Origin of the sequence: Streptomyces sp. SP17BM10 (assembly GCF_036322405.1) — a bacterium.
Lineage (GTDB): Bacteria > Actinomycetota > Actinomycetes > Streptomycetales > Streptomycetaceae > Kitasatospora.
In genome coordinates this window covers 13,980-32,977 of record NZ_JAQYXB010000504.1, presented here as the reverse complement: position 1 = coordinate 32,977, position 18,998 = coordinate 13,980, and the positions used below count along the sequence as shown (strand labels likewise).

General features: G+C 71.1%; 23 protein-coding genes. 11 read left to right on the top strand and 12 right to left on the bottom strand.

The features are described 5' to 3' along the window. Positions 1-11: 11 nt before the first annotated feature. The 10 genes from PUR71_RS08960 to PUR71_RS08915 all read right to left on the bottom strand — a co-directional run bounded on the left by PUR71_RS08960 (position 12) and on the right by PUR71_RS08915 (position 7,650). Positions 12-2,144, bottom strand: a complete 2,133-nt coding sequence (locus PUR71_RS08960) for a hypothetical protein (protein WP_329925853.1) — start codon at positions 2,142-2,144, stop codon at positions 12-14. A gap of 144 nt (positions 2,145-2,288) precedes the next feature. Next, a complete protein-coding gene (locus PUR71_RS08955) occupies positions 2,289-2,471 on the bottom strand; it encodes a hypothetical protein (protein WP_053651271.1) in 183 nt (60 codons plus the stop codon). A 4-nt stretch (positions 2,472-2,475) separates the two neighbouring features. Continuing rightward, positions 2,476-2,991 carry a hypothetical protein gene (locus PUR71_RS08950; RefSeq protein ID WP_329925852.1) on the bottom strand — a complete coding sequence of 172 codons (516 nt, stop codon included), beginning with the start codon at positions 2,989-2,991 and terminating at the stop codon, positions 2,476-2,478. Between the two features lie 139 nt (positions 2,992-3,130). Then, positions 3,131-3,283: a hypothetical protein gene (locus PUR71_RS08945; RefSeq protein WP_329925851.1), complete on the bottom strand. Its 153-nt coding sequence runs from the start codon at positions 3,281-3,283 to the stop codon at positions 3,131-3,133. 129 nt (positions 3,284-3,412) lie between these two features. Beyond that, positions 3,413-5,098 (bottom strand): DUF2637 domain-containing protein, encoded by a 1,686-nt coding sequence (locus PUR71_RS08940; protein ID WP_329925850.1) that lies wholly within the window; start codon positions 5,096-5,098, stop codon positions 3,413-3,415. 81 nt (positions 5,099-5,179) lie between these two features. Beyond that, positions 5,180-5,428, bottom strand: coding sequence for a WhiB family transcriptional regulator (locus tag PUR71_RS08935; protein ID WP_329925849.1), 249 nt, complete (start codon positions 5,426-5,428; stop codon positions 5,180-5,182). Positions 5,429-5,465: 37 nt separating this feature from the next. Beyond that, entirely contained in the window at positions 5,466-5,906 is a 441-nt protein-coding gene (locus tag PUR71_RS08930; RefSeq protein ID WP_329925848.1) for a hypothetical protein, read from the bottom strand. A 95-nt stretch (positions 5,907-6,001) separates the two neighbouring features. Then, positions 6,002-6,496 (bottom strand): ATP-binding protein, encoded by a 495-nt coding sequence (locus PUR71_RS08925; RefSeq protein ID WP_329925846.1) that lies wholly within the window; start codon positions 6,494-6,496, stop codon positions 6,002-6,004. A gap of 265 nt (positions 6,497-6,761) precedes the next feature. Next, a complete protein-coding gene (locus PUR71_RS08920) occupies positions 6,762-6,962 on the bottom strand; it encodes a hypothetical protein (protein ID WP_329925845.1) in 201 nt (66 codons plus the stop codon). A gap of 106 nt (positions 6,963-7,068) precedes the next feature. Continuing rightward, positions 7,069-7,650 (bottom strand): hypothetical protein, encoded by a 582-nt coding sequence (locus PUR71_RS08915; protein WP_329925844.1) that lies wholly within the window; start codon positions 7,648-7,650, stop codon positions 7,069-7,071. A 386-nt stretch (positions 7,651-8,036) separates the two neighbouring features. On the opposite strand from PUR71_RS08915, the gene PUR71_RS08910 reads away from it, so the two are divergent. The 6 genes from PUR71_RS08910 to PUR71_RS08885 all read left to right on the top strand — a co-directional run bounded on the left by PUR71_RS08910 (position 8,037) and on the right by PUR71_RS08885 (position 14,980). Then, positions 8,037-8,816, top strand: a complete 780-nt coding sequence (locus PUR71_RS08910; RefSeq protein WP_329925843.1) for a GntR family transcriptional regulator — start codon at positions 8,037-8,039, stop codon at positions 8,814-8,816. Next, entirely contained in the window at positions 8,813-9,349 is a 537-nt protein-coding gene (locus PUR71_RS08905) for a GNAT family N-acetyltransferase (protein ID WP_329925842.1), read from the top strand. The genes PUR71_RS08910 and PUR71_RS08905 overlap by 4 nt, the downstream gene beginning before the upstream one ends. A 184-nt stretch (positions 9,350-9,533) precedes the next feature. Then, positions 9,534-10,766 carry an XRE family transcriptional regulator gene (locus PUR71_RS08900; RefSeq protein WP_329925841.1) on the top strand — a complete coding sequence of 411 codons (1,233 nt, stop codon included), beginning with the start codon at positions 9,534-9,536 and terminating at the stop codon, positions 10,764-10,766. A gap of 1,140 nt (positions 10,767-11,906) precedes the next feature. Then, the gene (locus tag PUR71_RS08895) at positions 11,907-13,172 is read left to right on the top strand and encodes a hypothetical protein (RefSeq protein WP_329925840.1); all 1,266 of its coding nucleotides are present in this window, start codon (positions 11,907-11,909) and stop codon (positions 13,170-13,172) included. A 64-nt stretch (positions 13,173-13,236) separates the two neighbouring features. Continuing rightward, a complete protein-coding gene (locus PUR71_RS08890; RefSeq protein WP_329925838.1) occupies positions 13,237-14,070 on the top strand; it encodes a DUF721 domain-containing protein in 834 nt (277 codons plus the stop codon). 124 nt (positions 14,071-14,194) lie between these two features. Further along, positions 14,195-14,980 (top strand): hypothetical protein, encoded by a 786-nt coding sequence (locus PUR71_RS08885; RefSeq protein ID WP_329925837.1) that lies wholly within the window; start codon positions 14,195-14,197, stop codon positions 14,978-14,980. A gap of 79 nt (positions 14,981-15,059) precedes the next feature. Here PUR71_RS08885 and PUR71_RS08880 read toward each other — a convergent pair whose 3' ends face one another. Together PUR71_RS08880 and PUR71_RS08875 are read right to left on the bottom strand one after the other, a co-directional pair. After that, positions 15,060-15,308 (bottom strand): type II toxin-antitoxin system RelE family toxin, encoded by a 249-nt coding sequence (locus PUR71_RS08880; protein WP_329925836.1) that lies wholly within the window; start codon positions 15,306-15,308, stop codon positions 15,060-15,062. Beyond that, positions 15,305-15,559, bottom strand: coding sequence for a type II toxin-antitoxin system Phd/YefM family antitoxin (locus PUR71_RS08875; RefSeq protein ID WP_329925835.1), 255 nt, complete (start codon positions 15,557-15,559; stop codon positions 15,305-15,307). The genes PUR71_RS08880 and PUR71_RS08875 overlap by 4 nt, the downstream gene beginning before the upstream one ends. Positions 15,560-15,908: 349 nt before the next feature. On the opposite strand from PUR71_RS08875, the gene PUR71_RS08870 reads away from it, so the two are divergent. From PUR71_RS08870 to PUR71_RS08850, 5 genes are all read left to right on the top strand, one after another. Continuing rightward, positions 15,909-16,346 (top strand): hypothetical protein, encoded by a 438-nt coding sequence (locus tag PUR71_RS08870; RefSeq protein WP_329925834.1) that lies wholly within the window; start codon positions 15,909-15,911, stop codon positions 16,344-16,346. 552 nt (positions 16,347-16,898) lie between these two features. Further along, positions 16,899-17,387, top strand: coding sequence for a helix-turn-helix domain-containing protein (locus PUR71_RS08865; RefSeq protein ID WP_329925833.1), 489 nt, complete (start codon positions 16,899-16,901; stop codon positions 17,385-17,387). 2 nt (positions 17,388-17,389) lie between these two features. After that, positions 17,390-17,731: a replication initiation protein, RepL2 gene (locus PUR71_RS08860; RefSeq protein ID WP_329925831.1), complete on the top strand. Its 342-nt coding sequence runs from the start codon at positions 17,390-17,392 to the stop codon at positions 17,729-17,731. Between the two features lie 141 nt (positions 17,732-17,872). Then, complete coding sequence (locus PUR71_RS08855; RefSeq protein ID WP_329925830.1) at positions 17,873-18,079, top strand: hypothetical protein; 207 nt, start codon at positions 17,873-17,875, stop codon at positions 18,077-18,079. A gap of 61 nt (positions 18,080-18,140) precedes the next feature. Then, on the top strand, positions 18,141-18,902 hold the full coding sequence (locus tag PUR71_RS08850) for a hypothetical protein (protein WP_329925829.1): 762 nt from the start codon (positions 18,141-18,143) through the stop codon (positions 18,900-18,902). Positions 18,903-18,998 lie beyond the last annotated feature (96 nt).

Here is an 18,998-nt window from a genome sequence, read left to right as displayed (position 1 = left end):
GCTCTCCCTTCCTACTTCTCGTGGTAGTCGCGCTCGGCGGGGGCGGCGTGGCCCATGTCGCGCGTGATGTCGGCGACCGGCTTGTCACGGCGGGCCGCGTTCGTGCCGGCCGCGGCGATGGCCTCGGCGGCGGCCGGGATCGCCTCGGCGACCGCGTCGGCCTTCGCCTTGACCTCCTCGGTCTTGTCGATCAGGGAGGCGACCATGGACTCCAGGACGCCCGGCACCTTCAGGTCGACGACCTTGGCGTGCAGGGCCTCCAGGCGGCCGAGCAGCTTCTCGCAGCCCTCCGCCGCCAGGCGCGCGTCGTCGGCGCCCTGCAGAATCTCCTCCGCCATGTCGGCATCCGCCTCGATGACGTCGTGGATCGTCAGGTCCGAGTCACCGGCGTACTGGGTGCCGGAGCCCGTTCTGGGCACGGGGATGGTCACGTGTCGTCCTCCAACGGGTGATGCCGGCGGCATCGGGGTCGGGCGGGTGGTTCCGGGCCGGGCGTGCGGGCCGTTGTACGGGGCGCGCGGCAGCGAGGCCTGGCCCCGGCCGATCGCCGGGGCGGCCTTGTCGGGGTCGGGCCGGTCGTAGCGGCGGACCTTGTGCTCCGTGCTGTGCATCCAGCCGGGCGGCGGACCGAACCCGTCCGTGCCCGCCCCGGCGGCCTGGCCCGTGGGGCCGGTGCCGGTGCTGCTGGCCTGCTGCGAGCGGCGGGCGTTCGCCCGCTGGGCCCGCTCGCGTGCCTGCCGCGTCTTGCGTTCCTGGCGCTCCTGGCGCTGGCGGGTCTTGCGTTCCTGCTGCTCCCTGCGCTTTCGGGCCCGGATGTCCTCCGGGCTGCCGGGGGCGGTGGTGCCGGGCCTGCGCAGCCGCCAGGGCCGCGACCCGCTCTCCCCGCCCGGGGTGAACGTCCGCCGGGTGCGGCGGCCGCTTCGGGTACCGGCGGTCGAGCCGGTGCCCGCCGTCCCCGTCCCCGTTCCGGTTCCGGTCGAGCCGGGCCGCACGGCGAGCTCGGTGCTCGGCGAGGCCGGCTTCGTGGTGTCCGCCGTGCCGTCCTTCGCCGTGTCCTTGGGCTTCTTGCCGTTCAGGATCCGGTCCACTGCCCGTTTGCGGACCGCGCCGCGGATGGTGGTCGGGGTGGCGCCGCCACCGGTGTGGGCGCCGGTGGGCTTCCAGTTGCCGGTGGTGATCCGGTCGGCGACCCTGCGGCGGGCCGCTCCGCGGATCGTGTCCGGCCCGGCCGGGGTCCGCTCGGGCTTGCCCGGCCGCTCCCCCGGTCCCTTCCGGTCGGCGCCCGGCTGCTTGTCCTTCGGGCCGTTCAGGATCCGGTCGGCGGCGCGCTGGCGGGCCGCTCCGCGGATCGTGTCCGGCCCCGCCGGCTGCCGTTGCGGCCGTTGCTGACCGGTGTTCAAAGAACCGTTCCGAGAACCGTTTTGGGCCCCGGAATTCCCGTCCTGGCGGCCCTTGCGGCCGGAGTCCTCCAGGGCCTTCCTGCGCGCCTCCTGGACCCGGCCGGGCCCGGTGCTGCCCGGCGCGCCCGAGCGGCCGTCCTGCCCGCCTCCACGGCCCGTCTCGGGCTTCTTCGGCTGCGGGCCGCCAGGCCCCGTCTGCCCGGTGGAACGGAACGTCGAGGGCACCTGGCTATTCGCCCGGCCCGAATTCGGAGAGGAATTCGGACCGGAGCCACGCGAGTTCCGACCGAATTCCGGACCGGACTGCACGCGGCCGCGCTGCTGCGCCGCCAGGGCGGCGGCGCGGGCCTTTTCGAGTTCCGTATTCGCCTTTCCCGTGACCGCGTTCTGCTGGTCCCTCACGGCCTTGAAGTGCTCCGCGCGGGCCTTCAGGTAGCCGACCGCGTGATAGGCGCCGCGCAGGGCGGCGACCGTAATCCCGGCCATCATCACGGTGGACATCGAGGCGACCCCGGCCAAGGAGCCGGACCCGGCGGCCGGAGCGGCCTCCATTCCATGGGCGGCGGTTTCCGAATTCCCGCCGAGTTCGGGCCCCTCGGGAACGGAGAGGGACGCGGGCGGGGCGAATTCGGTGGTCAGCGGGGCGAGGGTCGGCAGGCCGTCGCCGGGGCCGTCCTCGCCCACGACCCCGGGCAGGGTCAGGCCGGGGAAGCCGAGCACGGTCCCCGTGGTGTCGTCGGCCATCCGGCCGCCTCCAATCGTTCGTCACTGTCAGTCACCGATCCGGGGCCCCTCGCGTGCGCGCACAGTGCGCGCACGTGGAGACCCCGGATGACGGCATCGCGGCGGATTCGGTGAGCGCGAAGAGTCACCCCGTCGCTCGGCCCGTCAGGAACCGGCCCGGGCCTGCGTCCACGCGGTGAGCATCCGGACCAGGTCCGCCCAGGCCGTCTCGTCCCGGCCGGCCATCGTGCGAGCCAGGTCCCACAGCGCCTGCGCACGGTCGGGATTCGTCGCGGTCGCCGCGATGCGCTGATTCCAGTGGGCAGCCTGCCCGGGTGTGAGCGGCATGGATTCACGCCTCCTTCAGGAAATCGAGAAACGTCGCGGCGGGCTTTTCCTGGGCGTTTCCGTCGCCGTTTCCGTTCTGCTGGTCGGTGAATCCGGCGGCGATTCCGTGCAGGTTCGCCGCCGTGTTCACCGCCTGCATTCCCTGCCCGTTCTTGATTCCGGCCTTGTGGGCCTTCTGGAGCGCCTTGGCGGCCGCGCGCTTCTCGCGCTTGACGGGGAGTTCGACGTACAGCCGGTTGTAGGTGGTGTCGATCTTTCCGGCCGCGTTCACGGCCTCCCGCAGGTGCTTTTCCAGGGCGGCCATCGGCCGGGTCGCGCGGAATGCGCGGACCTTCGCCTCCAGCGGCTTGTCGCCGTCGATGTGAATGTCCTCCAGGGCCGAGCGGTACTCGCTCAGCAGGCCCTGGACCTCGTTGGCCATCTGCCGCAGCCGCTCGCGCTGCTGGGCGGCGTAGAGGTTGGTGCCCTGCGGCTTGAGCAGGTGCTCCGACGTCCATCCGTTCTTGTGGTGCTGGTTCATGGGGGGTCCTCCAGGGAAGTTGGCCGACCCGGGCTCCGGCCGGATGTCCGGGTCGCTGCGGTGGTGCTCGGCGCCGCGGCGCCTTCGCCGGCCACCAGAACGCAAGGCGTGCTGGTGACCAGCGGAGAAGCCGGGCAGGTCAGCGGCGGCGCAGTCGGGGGTGGCACCACCAGCAGTCGGGGCCGTGATCGCGGGTGGTGCGGGCGTGGACCAGCAGGAACGGCGTGGCCACGACCGCGGCGATGGCCATCACCGCCAGGAGGAGGCCGATCGCGTACTCCAGGGCGTTCATCAAGGGATCCCTTCCTCGCTTTGACCAGGGGTTTCGGGCGCTCGGCGCCTTCCGAGCGCCCCAGTCCGACCAGGGGTGCGGGCCGTGCTGGGGCGCAGGCGAGCCGCCGATCGGCTCTGTGCGGGTGGGTCACGCCGCGTTCGGCATGTCGTCACGACCACCGGCGGCCTGGTTACGGCGGTCGGCGAGGATCTGACGGGCGCGGTCACGGCGGTCCTGGCGGGTGCCGCCGGTGACGCCGAGCGCACGCTCGATGTAGCTGAGCGTCACCTTCTCCTCGCCGAACTTCTCGATCAGGTCGGCGACGATCAGCGCCTGGCGCTCGGCCGGGCTACGGGTGGCGGACTCGTGGGCTACGGCCGCCGCCTCCAGGGCTACGGCCATCGCCTTCTCCAGCTCGGCGGCCTCGGCCTCGGCCAGCGCGGCGAGGCGCTTGTCCTCGGCCGCGCGGCGCTCGGCCTCGGCCTCGGTTACGACCGCCTTGGCCCGGGTTACGGACGCGGCCTCCAGGGCTACGGCCGCCTGCCGCTCCGCCTCCGCCTTCTTACGGGTGGCCTCGGCGGCGGCCTGCTCGGCCTCCGCCTTCGCCTTGGCGAGGCGGGCCTGCTCGGCCGCCGCCTCGGCCTGGCGACGGTTGGTCTCCAGCTCGGCCAGGCGGGCATCCTCGGTGGCCTGCCGCTCCAGCTTGTCGCGCTCGATCTGCGCCTTGAGCTGCGCCTCTTCGGCACGAGCGCGGATCTCGGCCGCCTCGGCCTCCGCCTGGGCGGTGGCCCTCGCGGCCTCGGCTGCTGCCTCGGCGCGCAGCCGGTCGGCCTCCGCGTCGGCCTTCGCCTGCTGGAGCTGGAGGGCCAGTTCGTGGTTCCGTACCACCGCGTCGGCGGCCGTACGGGCTTCCTGCTCGGCCCTGATCCGCTCGGCCTCGGCGAGCAGCCGCTCCGCTTCGGCGCGGGCCTTGGCGGAGTCGATGGCGGCCTGGCGCTCGACCGCGGCGAGGGCTTCCGTAGCCTCCTCCTCGGCCATCCGTAGGGCCAGCGCCCGCGTCCGTACCTCGGCCTCGTGCTTCCGTAGGGCGTCCTTCTCGGCGCGCCGGGCGGGCTCGCTGAGGGCGTCCTCGACCGTGACGCCGAACTTGGCGAGCGTGATGGGCATCAGCTCCGGTCGTGAGGCCTTCCGCCGCCACTTCTTACCGTGACGCTGGGTGAGCAGCTCGGCGTATACCTGACGGCTCTTCTCCAGCTCCAGCGCCTGGGTGTAGGAGGTGATCTCCCACAACTTCATCTGCCGGGCGATCTGCGCGGTGGCGATCGGGGAGAGCAGCCAGCGCGACGGGCGGATGCCGTCCATCCGCACCCGGCCGCGCAGGCGGCCGATGTGACCGGCGTACAGGTGAGCGGCGATCTCCGAGAACACCACCCACAGGGCCGCGAGGCCGGCGTGCCCGGCGGCGGCGGTCCCGGAGGCGCCGGCCTGCCAGTTCAGCCAGATCGTCAGCCCGGTGAGCGCACGCGGCACCCACTTCACCCAGGCCGCCTCCCGCTCCCAGCGGATCAGCAGCAGGTTGACGATGCTGAACGCCAGGATCGCCAGGTCGACCGCGACCGGGAGCATCCACGGCTCCTCCCAGCCCCAGCCGCCCTCGGCGGCCGGCAGCGCGGCCTTCGCCTCGACCGCCTTGTAGGAGGCGACCAGGCCGATGGTGGAGACGCCGACCGCCAGGGCCGCGCCGGCGCCCGCGAGCCACTTCTCCCACCTCGCCAGCACGATCCGCTGCGCCACCGGCGCCTGGTCGTCCTTCACGTACACGCTGTCGCTCACCGGAGCGCCCCTTCCTTCTTCTTCGTGGTGGTGGTGATGGTGAGCATCGGGTTGTTCCTTCCGGTCCGGTGCGGTGGCGGGTCAGGCCGTGCGGGCGCGGGTGCGGGCGTTACGGCGCTTGATCGAGCGCCTCTCGTCCTCGCTGAGCCCGCCCCAGACGCCGTGGTCCTCGCCGGTGTCCAGCGCCCGCTGGCGGCATTCGGTCAGCAGGGGGCAGCGGCGGCAGACCGCCTTGGCCTCCTCGATCTGGAGGAGGGCGGGGCCGGTGTTGCCGATCGGGAAGAACAGCTCGGGGTCCTCGTCGCGGCACACCGCGCGGCTGTAGTCCATGACGTCGTTCTCCTTCTTCTCTGTGCGGTCGGTGTGCTCAGGCGTTCTGGGGGAGCTGGGCGGTGAGGGCGAGCTGGTGCAGCGCGGCGACGGTGTCGGGGTGGGCGGCCTCGTCCAGGACGTGGCGCTGCTCGAGGAGCGCGCCACCGACGGCCGGCTGCGCCAGGGTGTGCTCGGCCCACAGGCGCATGGCCTGCTCGCCGGGGGCGGCGACGACCTGGTCGCGCTCGTCCCAGGCGGTGCAGTGCCAGCGGCTGCTGCTCTCGCCGAGCGTGCGGACGGTGATCTGCCAGACCGGCCAGCTCTCGCGCGGGCCCGGGTCGATCGCCAGGACCTCGTAGACGGTGTCGGAGTAGACGCTGCGGTAGAAGCCGCCGACGCGGCGCGGGCCGATCTGGCGGGCGACCCACCGCCGGTAGCTGGCGGCCTCGTAGTAGGCGCGGCGGGCGGGGGAGGAGGTACGGGCGCGGTGCTTCATGATTTGGCCTCCGGCCGGGGAAGTTCACGGGAAGCCGCTGCGCCCCGCGGACCGGGGTCCGGGGGCGCAGCGGCGTGGGGGAGGGGGGTGGTTCGTCAGCCGGCGGCCGGGATGCGGCAGCGGATGCGCTTGCCGATCGGCGAGGGCTTGACGGTCCAGCCGGGGGCGAGGACGTCGAGGAGGACCAGGCCGCGGCCGGTCTCCGCCTCGTCGCTGTCCGGCGCGGTGCCGGTGCGGCGCGGGCCGACGCCGGCGAGCGGGTCGTGGACGGTGACCACCGCGTCGTGCCCGGCGCGGTGGATCTCCACGACCAGCGGGACGTGCTCGCCGCAGGCCCGCACCGCGTTGCCGATCAGCTCGGACAGGACCAGCTGCGCGGACTCGGCGGTCTCCAGGTCGACGCCGTGGGCGACCAGGACGGTCAGCGCCAGGGCCCGCACGGTGTGCACGGTCTCCTGGTCGGCCGTCAGGTGGGCGGTGATCCCGCCGAGGCGCTGGCGCAGGAACAGGCCCGGCCGGGGCTCGGGCAGCACCGGGTCGTGCGCGGTCAGGCCGGGCGCGGTGCCGGTACCAAAGACGGTGGTGGTCATCGCCGACCCCCGCCCTGGCGGACCCGGCGCAGCGCCTCGTCCATGTCCGGGTCGCTGTCCCCCGCGGCCGGGTTCAGCTCGGGGCGTGCAATCATGGTGTGCAGCACAGTCGTTGCCTCTCTGATAGGCGCGACGATGACGGCCCCGGGATCGCCTTCCCGGGGCCGTCGCTGTTGGTGGGAGCAGCTCCTGCCGTCCCCCCGCCGTCTCCGCCCCGGGTTGTCGGGGCGGAGGCGACGGGCAGCGTCGCAGGAGTTCGAGCGGGTCAGGCAGCGGCGAGGACGACCGGCCGACGGGGCCGGTAGCGGGGGCCGGAGCGCAGCGGGCTCGCGGCGGCGACCAGCCTGTCCTCGGTCGGGGTACGCCGCTGGTCGACGGTGGCGGTGTTGGCCGGGCGGGGCTCCGGCGTGGTGAGCGCTCGGATGAGCAGCGGGAGCAGCTCGCGGGAGATGGTGGCGTAGCGCACGGAAGACCTCCGGGATGCGAAGCGGCGGCCCGGAGAGTTCCGGGCCGCCGCAGCTGGCTGGTGATGTCGATTCAGTTGGTGGCCGGGCCGGGCCCGGCTGGTGCGGTCAGGCGGCGCGGCGGGTGGGCGCCGACGCGGTCGAGCGGTTCTCGTTCCAGTGCTTCTTCTGGGCCGGAGTCAGCTCCGGGGTTCCGGCCGCGGCGAGGCGGGCCTGGCGGCGCAGCCGGTAGGCGGCGTCGCAGGGGCGGCCGGAGCTGCAGGCGCGGCATCCGCGGGCCTGGTGGTCCTGGAGGGCGAGGCGGAATCGGGCGCCCGCCGCCTGCATCTGGGTGGTGGCCGGCTGGACCGGCGGGAGCACCTTGCCGATCAGCACCTTGGTGGCCCGGCGGCCGGCGGCGTCGGTGCTGGCGTCCTTCAAGCGCTGCGCCTCCTTCGCGGCGGTGAGGTCGATCTGGATGCGCTGTCCGCTGCCGGGGCAGCGGGTGTCCCGCATGAACTGCTTGCCCTCGTCGTCGCGCAGGCTGCGGCCGAGGTCGGTGGAGCGGTGCGCCGGGATCATCGAGCGGGTGAGCCGACGCCAGGTGCGGCAGTCGGGGCAGACCACGGTCACCGGCTCGCCGATGTAGAGCGTGATGTCGGACGGGTTGAACTGCGAGGCCTTCAGGACAGGCCGGCCGTTGTGACGCACTGGGTCTCCCTGGTCTCGGAGGCGTGGGGGGCGGTTGAGTTCTCCGCCCGCCACGGCCGAAGGGGCCGTGGAGAGCGGGCAGCTCAATCGCTGCGGTAGGGCTGCCGTAGCCCGGTGCCGGGGGACCTCGTGGTTCGTCACCCCCGCGCCGTTGGGCCCGGTCAGGTCGAGCTATGGGGTTTTCAAGGAACAGCACCGACGCCCGCTAGGGCGGCGACTACCTGCGGTTTCGTACCGAGCAAAGTGACCAACAAACACCACCTTGCCCCCTTGCCCCTCTTGTTGGGACAAGTTGTATAGTGATCGTGCACCCACAGGGAGCTACAAGTCAAGGGGGTACGCCCAACATGTACCAACAGGCTGGTTCAGTAGGGCAAGATGGGCCCATGAGCAAACCGCTGTATCGCCAGGTCGCCGACGCCCTTCGGGCGGAGATCGCCGACGGAGTCTTCGGACCCGGTGACGACCTCCCGTCCGAGCGGGAGTTGCGCGAGCGCTTCGACGCCTCCCGCAACACGGTCCGACAGGGCTTGCAGCTGCTGGTCTCGGAGGGCCTGGTCAACTCCTCGCAGGGCCGCGCCTACCAGGTCAGGTCCCATGAGATCTTCGTCCTCAATGCGTCCAAGTTCGAAAATCTGCAGTTCTCCCAGCGGGAGGACGGCGACTCGTACGACAACGAGGTGTTGCATGCCGGACGGCAGCCTCACCAGGAGTTCCGAGTCGAGATGGTGAAGGTTCCGCAGGACATCGCCGAGCGCCTCAAGGTCGTACCAGGCGAACAGGGAGTCCTCCGGTTCTGCCACCGGTTCGTTGACGACACGCCGTGGTCGACGCAGGCCACCTACTACCCGAAGTGGCTGGTCGACGCGCACCCCCGCCTTGCCGAGCCCGACGACATCGAAGAGGGCAGCACGAGGTACCTGGCCGACCGAGGTCTCGAGCAAATCGGCTACCACGACGAACTGATGACGCGGATGCCGACTCCGGAGGAAGCCCGCGAGCTCCAGATCGGTCCCGGCGTTCCGGTGCTGATCTGGATCCGTACCGGCTTCAGCACGGACAAGCCCGTGCGTTGCACGCGCACCACGTTCCGCGGCGACCTGAACCACATCACCTACGACCTGGGCGATCTCCGAGCCCACGCCACCGGAGGCGACCTTCATTGATCATCACCCGCGCAAGGCCGACCGATCTGCCGCTGCTCCTCCAGTACCGGCAGGAGGCAGCAGCCTGGCTCCGCGAGCTCGGGATCGACCAGTGGAGCAACGCCTTCCCCGAGGACCACATCCTGGCGAGCATCGAGGCCGGCAACGTCTTTCTCCTGAAGGACGGGCCCCGCACCGCTGGCACGATCACGCTCGACAGCGAACCCGAGCCGGACCTCTGGACAGAAGCCGAGCTGCGCGAACCGTCCATGCACCTTCACAAGCTGATCGTCAGTCGCGCTTATGCGGGCCAAGGCCTCGGCAGTCGCCTGGTGGACTGGGCCAGCGACCGCACCGCGCAGGCCGGCGGCCGTTGGGTCCGAATCAACGTGTGGAGCACCAACGACCGTCTCCAGGCCTACTGGGGCCGCCAAGGCTTCCAGCATGTGCGGACCGTGGTCGGCGGCGGAGTCGGAGGCGCTGGCGTTGCTGGGTGGCTCGGTCAACGAGCTGCACATCGGAACGATCGGCACCGATTCGTCGAGACGACCTAACGGACTACTCACTGGCACTTCCCCCTCCTGCCGGAACCCGGTGTCGATCACCGTGCCTCGACAGGAGGGCCGCAGAAAGTGACACGGCACGGTGACAAGTGAGATGTCACCGGCTCTTGTCACCTCCGTACGACCCGACCGCAATGCCACACTCGCCGCACAGACAGCTGGGGAGGGAACTGCGATGGCTGATGAACGTCCGGACTGGGCACGTCGGATGGTTGAGGAGCGGGCGGCCCGGGGCTGGTCGCAGCTCGATGCCGTACGCGCGCTGATGGCGCGTCTCCCCGCGGACCAGGATCCGCTGGAGCAAGACCTGCTGCGCCAGTGGAAGCGGTGGGAAGCCGGGGAGAACCAGCCCACCAAGTACAAGTCCGCGATTGCCGCCACGTTCAGCACGACCACTGGCGCCTTCTTCCCGGAGCGCAGCCGGCGGGACGGCCGCGCCGAGATCCTCCAGGTCAGCGGCATGGACACCGTGGACATCATCGCCCGGCTCCGCGCAAGCGATGTCGACCAGGCCACGCTGGACGCGCTGCGCATCACGGCAGACCGGCTGTGCTGCGAGTACGCCTACATGCCAGCGGACCAGCTGCTCGTCGAAGGCCGGGCATGGCTGGCCCGGGTGGTTGGCCTCCAGCACCAGCGGGTGAGCCTGGCTCAACACCGCGAGCTCATCGCGCTCGCGGGGAAGCTGTCGCTACTGGTGGGGTGTGTGGAGTACGACTCGGGGAAGCCGCGCGATGCCGAGGCCACCCGCCAGGCCGCCTTGATGCTCGGGACGGAGGCCGGCGAACTCGGTGTCCAGGGGTGGGCGCACGAGATGCGGGCCTGGTTCGCGTTGACCCGGGGGGACTACCGCGGTGTCATCGCCGCCGCCGAGGCCGGGATCGCCGCGGCGCCGACTGAGTCGGTGGCCGCGCAGCTCTACGCCCAGCAGGCGAAGGCATGGGCACGGCTGGGGGACCGTCAGCAGACCGAGGTCGCCCTGGATAAGGGCCGGCTGTTGCTGGAGACCCTGCCCTACCCGGAGAACATCGAGAACCACTTCGTGGTGGACCCCGCCAAGTTCGACTTCTACCGGATGGACGCATACAGGCGCGTCGGCGAGGACCGGCTCGCGGAGCAGCTGGCGAATGAGGTGATCCGAGCGAACACCGACTTCGACGGGACCGAGCGGGCACCCATGCGCATCGCTGAGGCCCGGGTGACGCTCGGCGTGGTCGCGGCCCGCGAGGGCGACCTGGACACCGCGCTGACCTATGGCGAGCGGGCGTTGCAGGGTGATCGGCAATCGCTGCCGTCGCTGGCGATGGTCTCGGCCGACCTGGGCCAGGTGCTCCACGCCCGGTACTCGCATGCACCGGAGGCCGTCGAGTTCATCGCCCACCTGCGTGAGCTGCGGAATCCCCGATGAGCGAGGCGAACTTGTCTGAGTTTCTGATCGTTGGAGCGTCAGATCGACACGGTGAACGTAGCGCTACTCCGCGTCTTAACCGCAGGGGTAGGCTGTGCGCAGCATTGATCAAAAACGACTTCGCCGCCCGGACCGTGAGGGTCCGGACGGCGGTGAAGTGGCTCGGCGCCCCCTGCCAGGGGCCCGTCCCGGTCAACCACACGGGAGGTGGTGACGTGATGAAGGGTACCCGCAGTGGCACCCCCTCATACACACGGCACCCCGCCGTGGAGCGACCGAGTCGGTCTCGCTCCGGCGGGGTGCCGTTGTCGTGTGTGCGGCCGGGCCTGCCGCCCCCTTGCGGGGGTGTGCCGTGACCTAGCCGTTGTTGGCGGCGCCTGACCTTTCCACGGGTCCTGCTCCGCCAGCCGCTCTTCGGGATTTCCGCCCCGAATCGGCCTACCTGCTCCACCCCGCTCTCGGGCTTCCACACCGTTGAGCGGGTTGCTGGGGGATCGGCTTCCAACCGACCACCAGCGGTTTCTTTCGCGAGGAACCACAGCCGGCCATCCAAGGCCGGTCGCAGTACCCGGCTCCCTTGCCAGGAGCCGTTCCGCAGTCGGGGCCCTTGCCGGGGCCTCGGCTGCACCCAACCCGCAACACCCACCCAGCTCCAGCAGAAAAGACAGAGAGAGACAGGAGGTCGCTGATCGGTTTTCGCCCCCGTGAGGGGGCCTGTGTGTCCACACCCGCAGGGGGTGCTTCTTGTGAACACCCCCGAGGGGGCGCCGTTGCGTCCCCACGTGTCCGTAGGGAGGCTTTGTCATTTTGCAGCAGGTCAGGACCCCTTTCCAGTCCCGCCGTGTCCCCGTGGCGGCAGGTGGTGTCCCCGGTTTGAGCTCGGAGGATGCCGGGAGGGAGGGGGGAGATCTCTCCTCCCCCCTTGCTGCCTTGGCATTCGTCCAGGGACCGGTTAGCGGACCGGTTGTCGAACCCGCCGCGCACGCTGTCGACAATGTGACGCACATCACTCTTATGGGTGGTGTCCCGGGTGTCACACGATCGGGTCCGAACCATGTACTTCCGGCCGGTCCGGTCGTTCCTGGACAGCGGCAGGAGCAGGCCGACGTCACCGTGGGAGTCTCGACCCGGGCGGCTTGGGTGCCGGCCGAGCACCAGCTGGTGTCCGGGACGGCGGGGCGGGTCGCGCTGGACGGCTACTCGTGGATGCAGGCGGTGCACTGGGTGCACGGCGCCGGTCTCTACGTCCCGCCGCCGCGTCGCCCGAACTTCTGTGAGACCACGGTCCGGCTGGCCGAGGTGCTGTCGAAGCTGACGCCGTGCCGGCCGAGCATCCCGTACCTGATGCGCGAGCTGAAGTGCAGCCGGCGGACCGTGCAGTACCACCGGGACATCCTCCAGGCGACCGGCCTGCTGGCCTGGCGCTCGGTCGGCACCCGGCTGCCGATGATGCCCGGTCAGAAGCGGGTCACCTGCCTGGCCTCGGAGTACGAGCGGCTGATCCCGGTCAGCTACGACCAGGCGCTCGGCATCCGCACCGCGGGCGAGGGCCTGGAGCGCCGGATGACGGGCATCTCGGAGGAGGGCCGGTCGGTGATCGCGGAGCTCGGGAAGAAGGCCTCGAAGCGCCTGCGCCGTTCCCGTCGCACCACTCGTCACAGCCGTGCCGGGCAGCCCGTCAGGACCACTCGTTGCACCCCAATGGAGGGTGGTACCACTGACTGCCTGAGCTCTCCCTCCGTGCGTGATTCAAAAACTACGGGCACGGCCCGTGAGAAGACGTCCAGCACCAGGAAGAAGCGCGCTGCGCGGCAGGCCGGAGAACGGCGTCGCACGGTGCTCGGGCAGGTCGTCACGGCGGCGATGATGGCGGCAGGCGACCAGCTCGCCAAGGTCGCGTACCGGCGGGTGCCGTGGGTGCGCCAGGCCAGCCACGACCAACTGCGCTGGGTCCTCAACGACGTCGTGGCACGGGGCTGGGGCGAACAGCGCGCGGTGGCCTGGCTGGGTGAGATCGCAGCTCAGTACGGGTGCGCCGGGGTGCTGTGGCGCCCTGAGCGGCCGCACTCGCTGATCGCGCACGCCCTGCGCCAGGACGTCGAGCAGGAGCAGCACGACCAGGCCGTGGCCGAGCGGGCCGCCGTGCGGGTCGACGACTCCTCCGTGGTCGCCGTCCAGGAGCTCGCCAGCGAGCTGGAGTTCATGGCCGACCTGTTCGGCGCGGCCGCCACCACCGCGCCCGCGACCAGGCAGGACCTGCTCGAAGCCGCCTACCTGCCCGCGGCCGCGCTCGCCCAGATGGAAGCCGCCGGCGACCAGGCCTTCGACCGCTTCGGGACCGACCTGGTCGCCCGGTACTCCCAGCTCGCCGCCAGCCCGAACGTCCAGCTCGGAGTGACCCGATGACCGGCGACGCCCGATTCGCCGACGCCGCCGAGCACGCCCGCATCCCCGTCAGGAGGTTCACCGCATGACCAGCACCACCCAGGAGCCCGGCGGCGCCGACCTGGCCCGCACCGCGCTGCGCGCCGCCCGACGCACCGCCCGCCTCAACGGCAACGCCCCCTTGAAGAAGACCGCGCCGACCCGCCAGCAGATCGCCCGCGCCGGCCGGGACGCCCGCGACCCGTCCACCCTGGCCTCCGTCGTGCCCGCCATGGCCGCCGCCCAGGGCTGGGCGCTGGGCACCGCACAGGGCACCATGCGCAACAACTGGGCCCAGCTGGTCGGCGCGGAGGAAGCCCTCCACTGGTTCCCGGCCGGCTTCAACGCCGACACCCGCACCCTGCGGATCACTTGCGACTCCCCGGCCTGGGCCACCAAGCTGCGCCTGGAGCAGCGCCAGCTCCTCACCACGCTCAACACCAACCGGCCCGACACCGTCCGCGCCATCGAGATCCGGGTCGGCGCCACCACCGCCGGCCCGGCACCCGACGTCGAACCGACCGCCGCCCCGGCCCAGCAGCACCCGGCCTCGACCCCGACCGCGGCCGCGCGCCCGCTCGCCGACAGCCCGGCCTACCAGCAGCTCCGCCAACAGATGCGCGACCAGGCCCAGGCCCGTCAGGCGGCGCTCGACGAAGAAGCCGCCGCCCGCGAGGAGATCCTGCGCCAGCACTACAACCGCCTGCGCGAACCCGAGGGAGCCCATCGCCCCTGCGTCGAAGAGGAGGAGGTCCTGGCCCGAGCCACCCGAGCCCGCGAAGCCCTCGCACGCCACCACGCCGCCCTCGCCGTCGCCCGCGGCCACGCCGTCCCGCTGCGCACCGCCCGCCAGCCGATGACCCTCAGCGGTGCCGCGTGACCGGTGCTGTTCCGCCTTGCGCGGACCGGCTATTCCACGTATTTCCAGGACGCCAGGGCTGACGACACGTCAGCCTGATCAGGGAAGCTGTCGCGGCCACACCCGCTTCACGAGAGGACTGCACGTGACCACTGACGGGGAGAGCGTCGACCCCAAGCTGCTGAGCACACTGGAGAAGACCTTCGGCGAGTACCTCGCCGACGTTGCCGAACTGCTGCTCACCGCCGGATATCCGATCGGGACGGTCCTCGTGAGCTTCCACGGCATCGAGTGGACCGAGACACCCAAGGACCTCTCCGACATCCTGGACGAAGGCCGACTGGTCTTCCCGTTCGACGTCGCTCGCCGGTTCGGCGGCGGCAAGGGCTTCGAAGACCTGGGGCTGTACTGGTCGGCGATCTCCGGCTGGAACGTCGCCGGGACGTTCGAGGGCACCGAGACCACCCGCTGGATGAACGCGGGCCTCACCCCCAGCCCCAAGGCTGTGGTGGAGTTCTTCACCGAGGCCTCGACCGACGTCCTCGCCGCCGGCTACCCCGACCGTCGCCTCTACCGGCGCCCGGGAAGGGACCTGCCCGGCCTCGTGAAGCAACTGCAAGCGGTGGCTGGCCTCGAATACCGCGGCGGCAAGCACCGGATCAGGGACCTGCGCATGAACGCATGCCTGGACCATGCCAGCCGGGCCATCCTCGCCGACGACACGAGGACCCAGATCACGGTGACCGGCGGCGAGCTGAAAGCCCTCCAGCACCTTGTGGACTACTACGTCGCGCGCGAGCTGGGCGAGGACCGGCTCCGAGGCCTCGCCATCTCCCTGGTGCGGGACTTCCAGGTCCGAGCCGCCACCAAGGGCGCCGCCGTACCGCTGCAGGCCAACGCCCAGGCATACGCCCGCCGCGTCCAGGGCTGAACAGCAAACGATCGAGCCACACAACGAAGCTGGCGGAGACACAGTGCGTGTCTCCGCCGGCTTCGTCGCCTTCGCGCGGTCAGGCCCGGCCGAGGTGGAACACGGTCACGGTGACCGTCTGGTCGTAGACCTCGTACTGGACGCGGTAGAAGCCCACCTGGATCCGGTAGATCCCGCTGCTCCCGACCGTGAAGGCACCCGCCGGCCGGGGGTCGTCGGCGAGCAGGTCGACGGCCTGGAAGACCTGCTGGATCCCGGCCCGGTCGCCGGCGGCGTACTTCTGCGCCACGGCCAGGGCCTCGGGCTCCCAGACGATGCTGTAGGTCACGAGGCCTCTCCGAGGACCTGGCGGCGGGCCTCGTCGTGGGGAACGGCCGGCCCGGTCTCGCCGCGGGCCTTACGTGCCAGGTAGTCGGCGGTGGCCCGGTGGTACTCGAGCTCCTCCAGCTCGGCCGGGCTGATCAGGACGGCCATGGTCTGGCCTCGGTCCGAGAGGGCGATGTGCTTCTGTTCGGCGCTGACCTGCCGCGCCAGGGCCCCCAGCTTGTTGCGGGCCTCGGTGATCGGATAGGTGTCCATACGCCGAACCTAGCACTAGTGCGCACTTCCGCGCGGAACATCGCAGTATCGACTAAGGCACGGCCCCTCGGTCTCCCCACCCGGCCGGCGGCGGTACCTGCCCTCCCGGGTCAAGCCGGGTCCGGGCCTCGGCGGGCCGGCGTACATGTGACGTGATCCTGGGGTCACGTCACATGAAGTGCGGCCGCGCCTGTGCCCGTGGCGGATGGACTCATGGTTCATTTTGGTGATTGTGGTGTCCCCCAAAATGGACCATGAGTCCATCCGGGCTTCCGCCCCCTCGCTCTCCCCGCCCGGCCGGTGGCGGCGCGTGCCCTGCCGCGGGGAGCCGGGGCCGGGGCGCAACCTGGTGATCCACGCGGACCTGACCATGCAGATGGCTGGGCGCGGCGCGCTCCGCTACCGCACCCTGGCCAGCGCCCGGATGCGCTGGACCATCCTTCGCTGCCGCCTGGACTGCGCCGCCGGATCCGCCGTCAGGGCCGTGGCCGGCCCCGCCGTCGGCCCGTCACCGCACCGGCCGGACCGTGGCCGGTCCGTCCTGTCCAGTTGCCCCTCGCCAGGTGGCGGGTGCCCGTGCCTGGCCAGGGCACCTGCCGTACCGGCCTGCCCCGCTGCCGCCGACCTGCCCACCACCGAGCACTGGCCCAGGTCACCACCCACCTGCACGAGATCGCTGCGCACCACCTGGACGACCGGCACGCGACTGTCGCCCGACCTCGGGGACCGGCTGATCACCACCGAGCGGTACTGCTGCGCCAACTCGGCACGGGTGCCTGCCTGGTGATGGATGAGCGCGGAAAGGGCCGTCAAGGCCCGGTCGCGGCGGCAGCCGCGATTTCGTGATCGGCGCAGTACAGCCCGGCCGACCAGGTGGTGGTGTCGGCGGCGGCGCCAAGGCCGGGCGGCGGCAGCGGCACGGGTCGGACTCCTGCCGGAGGCCTCGTTGCCGACCACCGCCGAGGGCGACACGCCGGACCGGGGGAAGTCATGCGGGTGAACGTCACGGACGGTCATGTGCAGGGGGTGCGCGTTCCGCACGTCAATGACCACACAAGAGGTGCACGCCCGTCTAGGTCACTGACCTGCGGAAACGTCGATTCGTTGGTGATCCTGGGATCACCTCAGGTGATCCGGCGATCCCCAAGTGGTGATCCCAGGATCACCGAAATGACCTTTGAGTGCATGCACTCATGGGTCATATTGGTGGTGTCCCCAGCAACCTAAATGCACCATGAGTGCATGCACTGTTAGTATATTTACCGGTGGTGCTGCTGAGCCGTTCTGCACCGTCATGCCCACAGCACCCCGATTTGAGCTGGAGTGAGGAGCAGAGCCCATGGCGCGAGCAGCCGGGTCGCCCAAGCGCTACGACGCCGAGGGCAACGTCGTCCCGACGACGAACTTCGGGTACGCCGGTAGCTACAGCACCGTGGACAACTCCCGGATGAACGGGATCGCGGAGGCCGTCGAGACGATCACCGACCGCGAGGCCCGGGTGCTGATCTGGTGGCTGGCCAACACCCCGGGCCCGGACATGCACGTCGAGCTGACGATCACCGAGATCGCAGCCCGGCTCAAGATGGACCCGAAGGCCCTCAGCCGGAACGTCGCTAAGCTCAACAAGTTGCGTTTGCTGCTGCACGTGAAGACGATCGGCCGCAACCGCTTCTTCCGGGTCACCCCCTACCTGACCCACCAGGGAAGCGCGTTCGAGCAGCGCACGGCCATCAGGGACTGGAACCCGCCGGAGATCCCCGCGTACGTTCCGCCGCAGAAGGACAAGCCGAAGCGGGCCCGCAAGGCCGCCGCTGGAGAGGAAGAGTGACCATGGCACAGATCAGGTCCGCCGAGGACGTGAAGGCCATGCTCAAGCGCACGGCCGACCTGCCGCCCAACCAGCGCGTCGTGGTCATCCTCTACGCCAGCTCCGAGCAGAACGAGCGCACTGGCGCTGTCATGGCGACCGGCCAGGACCTCGCGGCCGAGATCGACATGAACCCCAGCCTCTTCTCCCGTCTTCGCCTCGCGCTTACCCGCTCCGGCTGGCTGGAGAAGGTCAGCGACAGCAGCCCGTACTACCGCCTCACCGCGAAGGCCGGCGGGGGAGACAACGTCCTTCCCCTGCGCCGCGCTGGCAGCGACGGCGAACACCAGGCCCGTCGAGCCTGACGCGGTCGGCCGGAACACAAAGGAGAGGGCCCGGGCACCCGCCCGGGCCCTCTCTCCTTGGCCCTACAGGTAGGGCCAAAGCACTACCACCGGTGATAGCGCTATGGCCCACCGGTCGGTTCGAGCTGCGAGACTGTGATCATGACTGACCGCCGCAGGCTCTCCCTGCGCTTCTCCGAGCCCACCGCCGACGCTCCCGTGCCCGCCCAGTCCGGCGGGCGCCGGCTGCTGCCGGTCGAGCAGGGGGCCGACTTCCGCCAGCCGCCCGGCGAGACCGTGGCCGCACTCGCCCCGGCCCGGCGCCCCCTCGCGGGTGGCGGCCTGACCTTCTCCAACCCAGACCAGTAGGTCCGACAGCGGGTGATCCGTTCTGCTGACGCCCCATCTCCTGGTCGGTAGCCTCAGCGCCATGGACGATCACGAAGCCCTCGAAGGCGCCGGCTACCTGGAGGAGTTCGCCGCTCTCGCCCGCCGCTGGGCCGACCGGGAACCGCAGCCCGAGGACGCCGAACGGATCGGCCGCCTTGCCGCGGTGATCCAGGAGTTCACCGCCCGGGTTCGCCAGGACCGGGGACAGCAGGACCTCTTCGACGCCGTCGCCGAACTCAACGACGCGGCCCAGGCCACCGACCCGCAGGTGCGTGCCCGCCGACTGCGCGCGGCCGCCCGCTTCGTGGAGACCGCCGAGCAGGCCGGCGCGGACCGGATCGACTCCTACCTGGCGGCGATCGTCCAACCGAACGGCGACGTGCTCTTCGTGCGGCACTCGATGATCCGCTACGACACCGCCAGCCAGTCCCTGGTCACCGCGAAGGTCTGCGGCGACACGAAGATGGGCGAATCGGTCTCCCTGTCGCAGATCCCGATCTCCCGCAACGGCCTGTGCCTCATGGTCCGAGAGCAGTCACCCCGGGAGGCCAACCCGTACGCCGAGCACATGCTGGACACCATCGCCGACCCGGACCTGCGCCCGAAGGCGCGCCGGCTGCGCGGCCCGGTCGCCTTCCTCTACTACGTCCACCCGGAACCGGGACATGATCCCGACTTCGCCCCGATCCCGTCCCGGCTGTTCAAGCAGCTCGGTGACGCCCACTACGCCGCGGCGCTGGCCCTCCAGCCGGGCGGAGCGGACCGGCTGCCCGGCAGGCCGCCGGAGTTCGCCGCCAGGTAGAAGCCGCTACGTCGCAGCGCTCTGACCTGCGACGGTTTCAAATTTGGGCCCTCAAATGAGGGCCCAAAAGTAGAAGACCTTCGTCGCTGGCCTGCG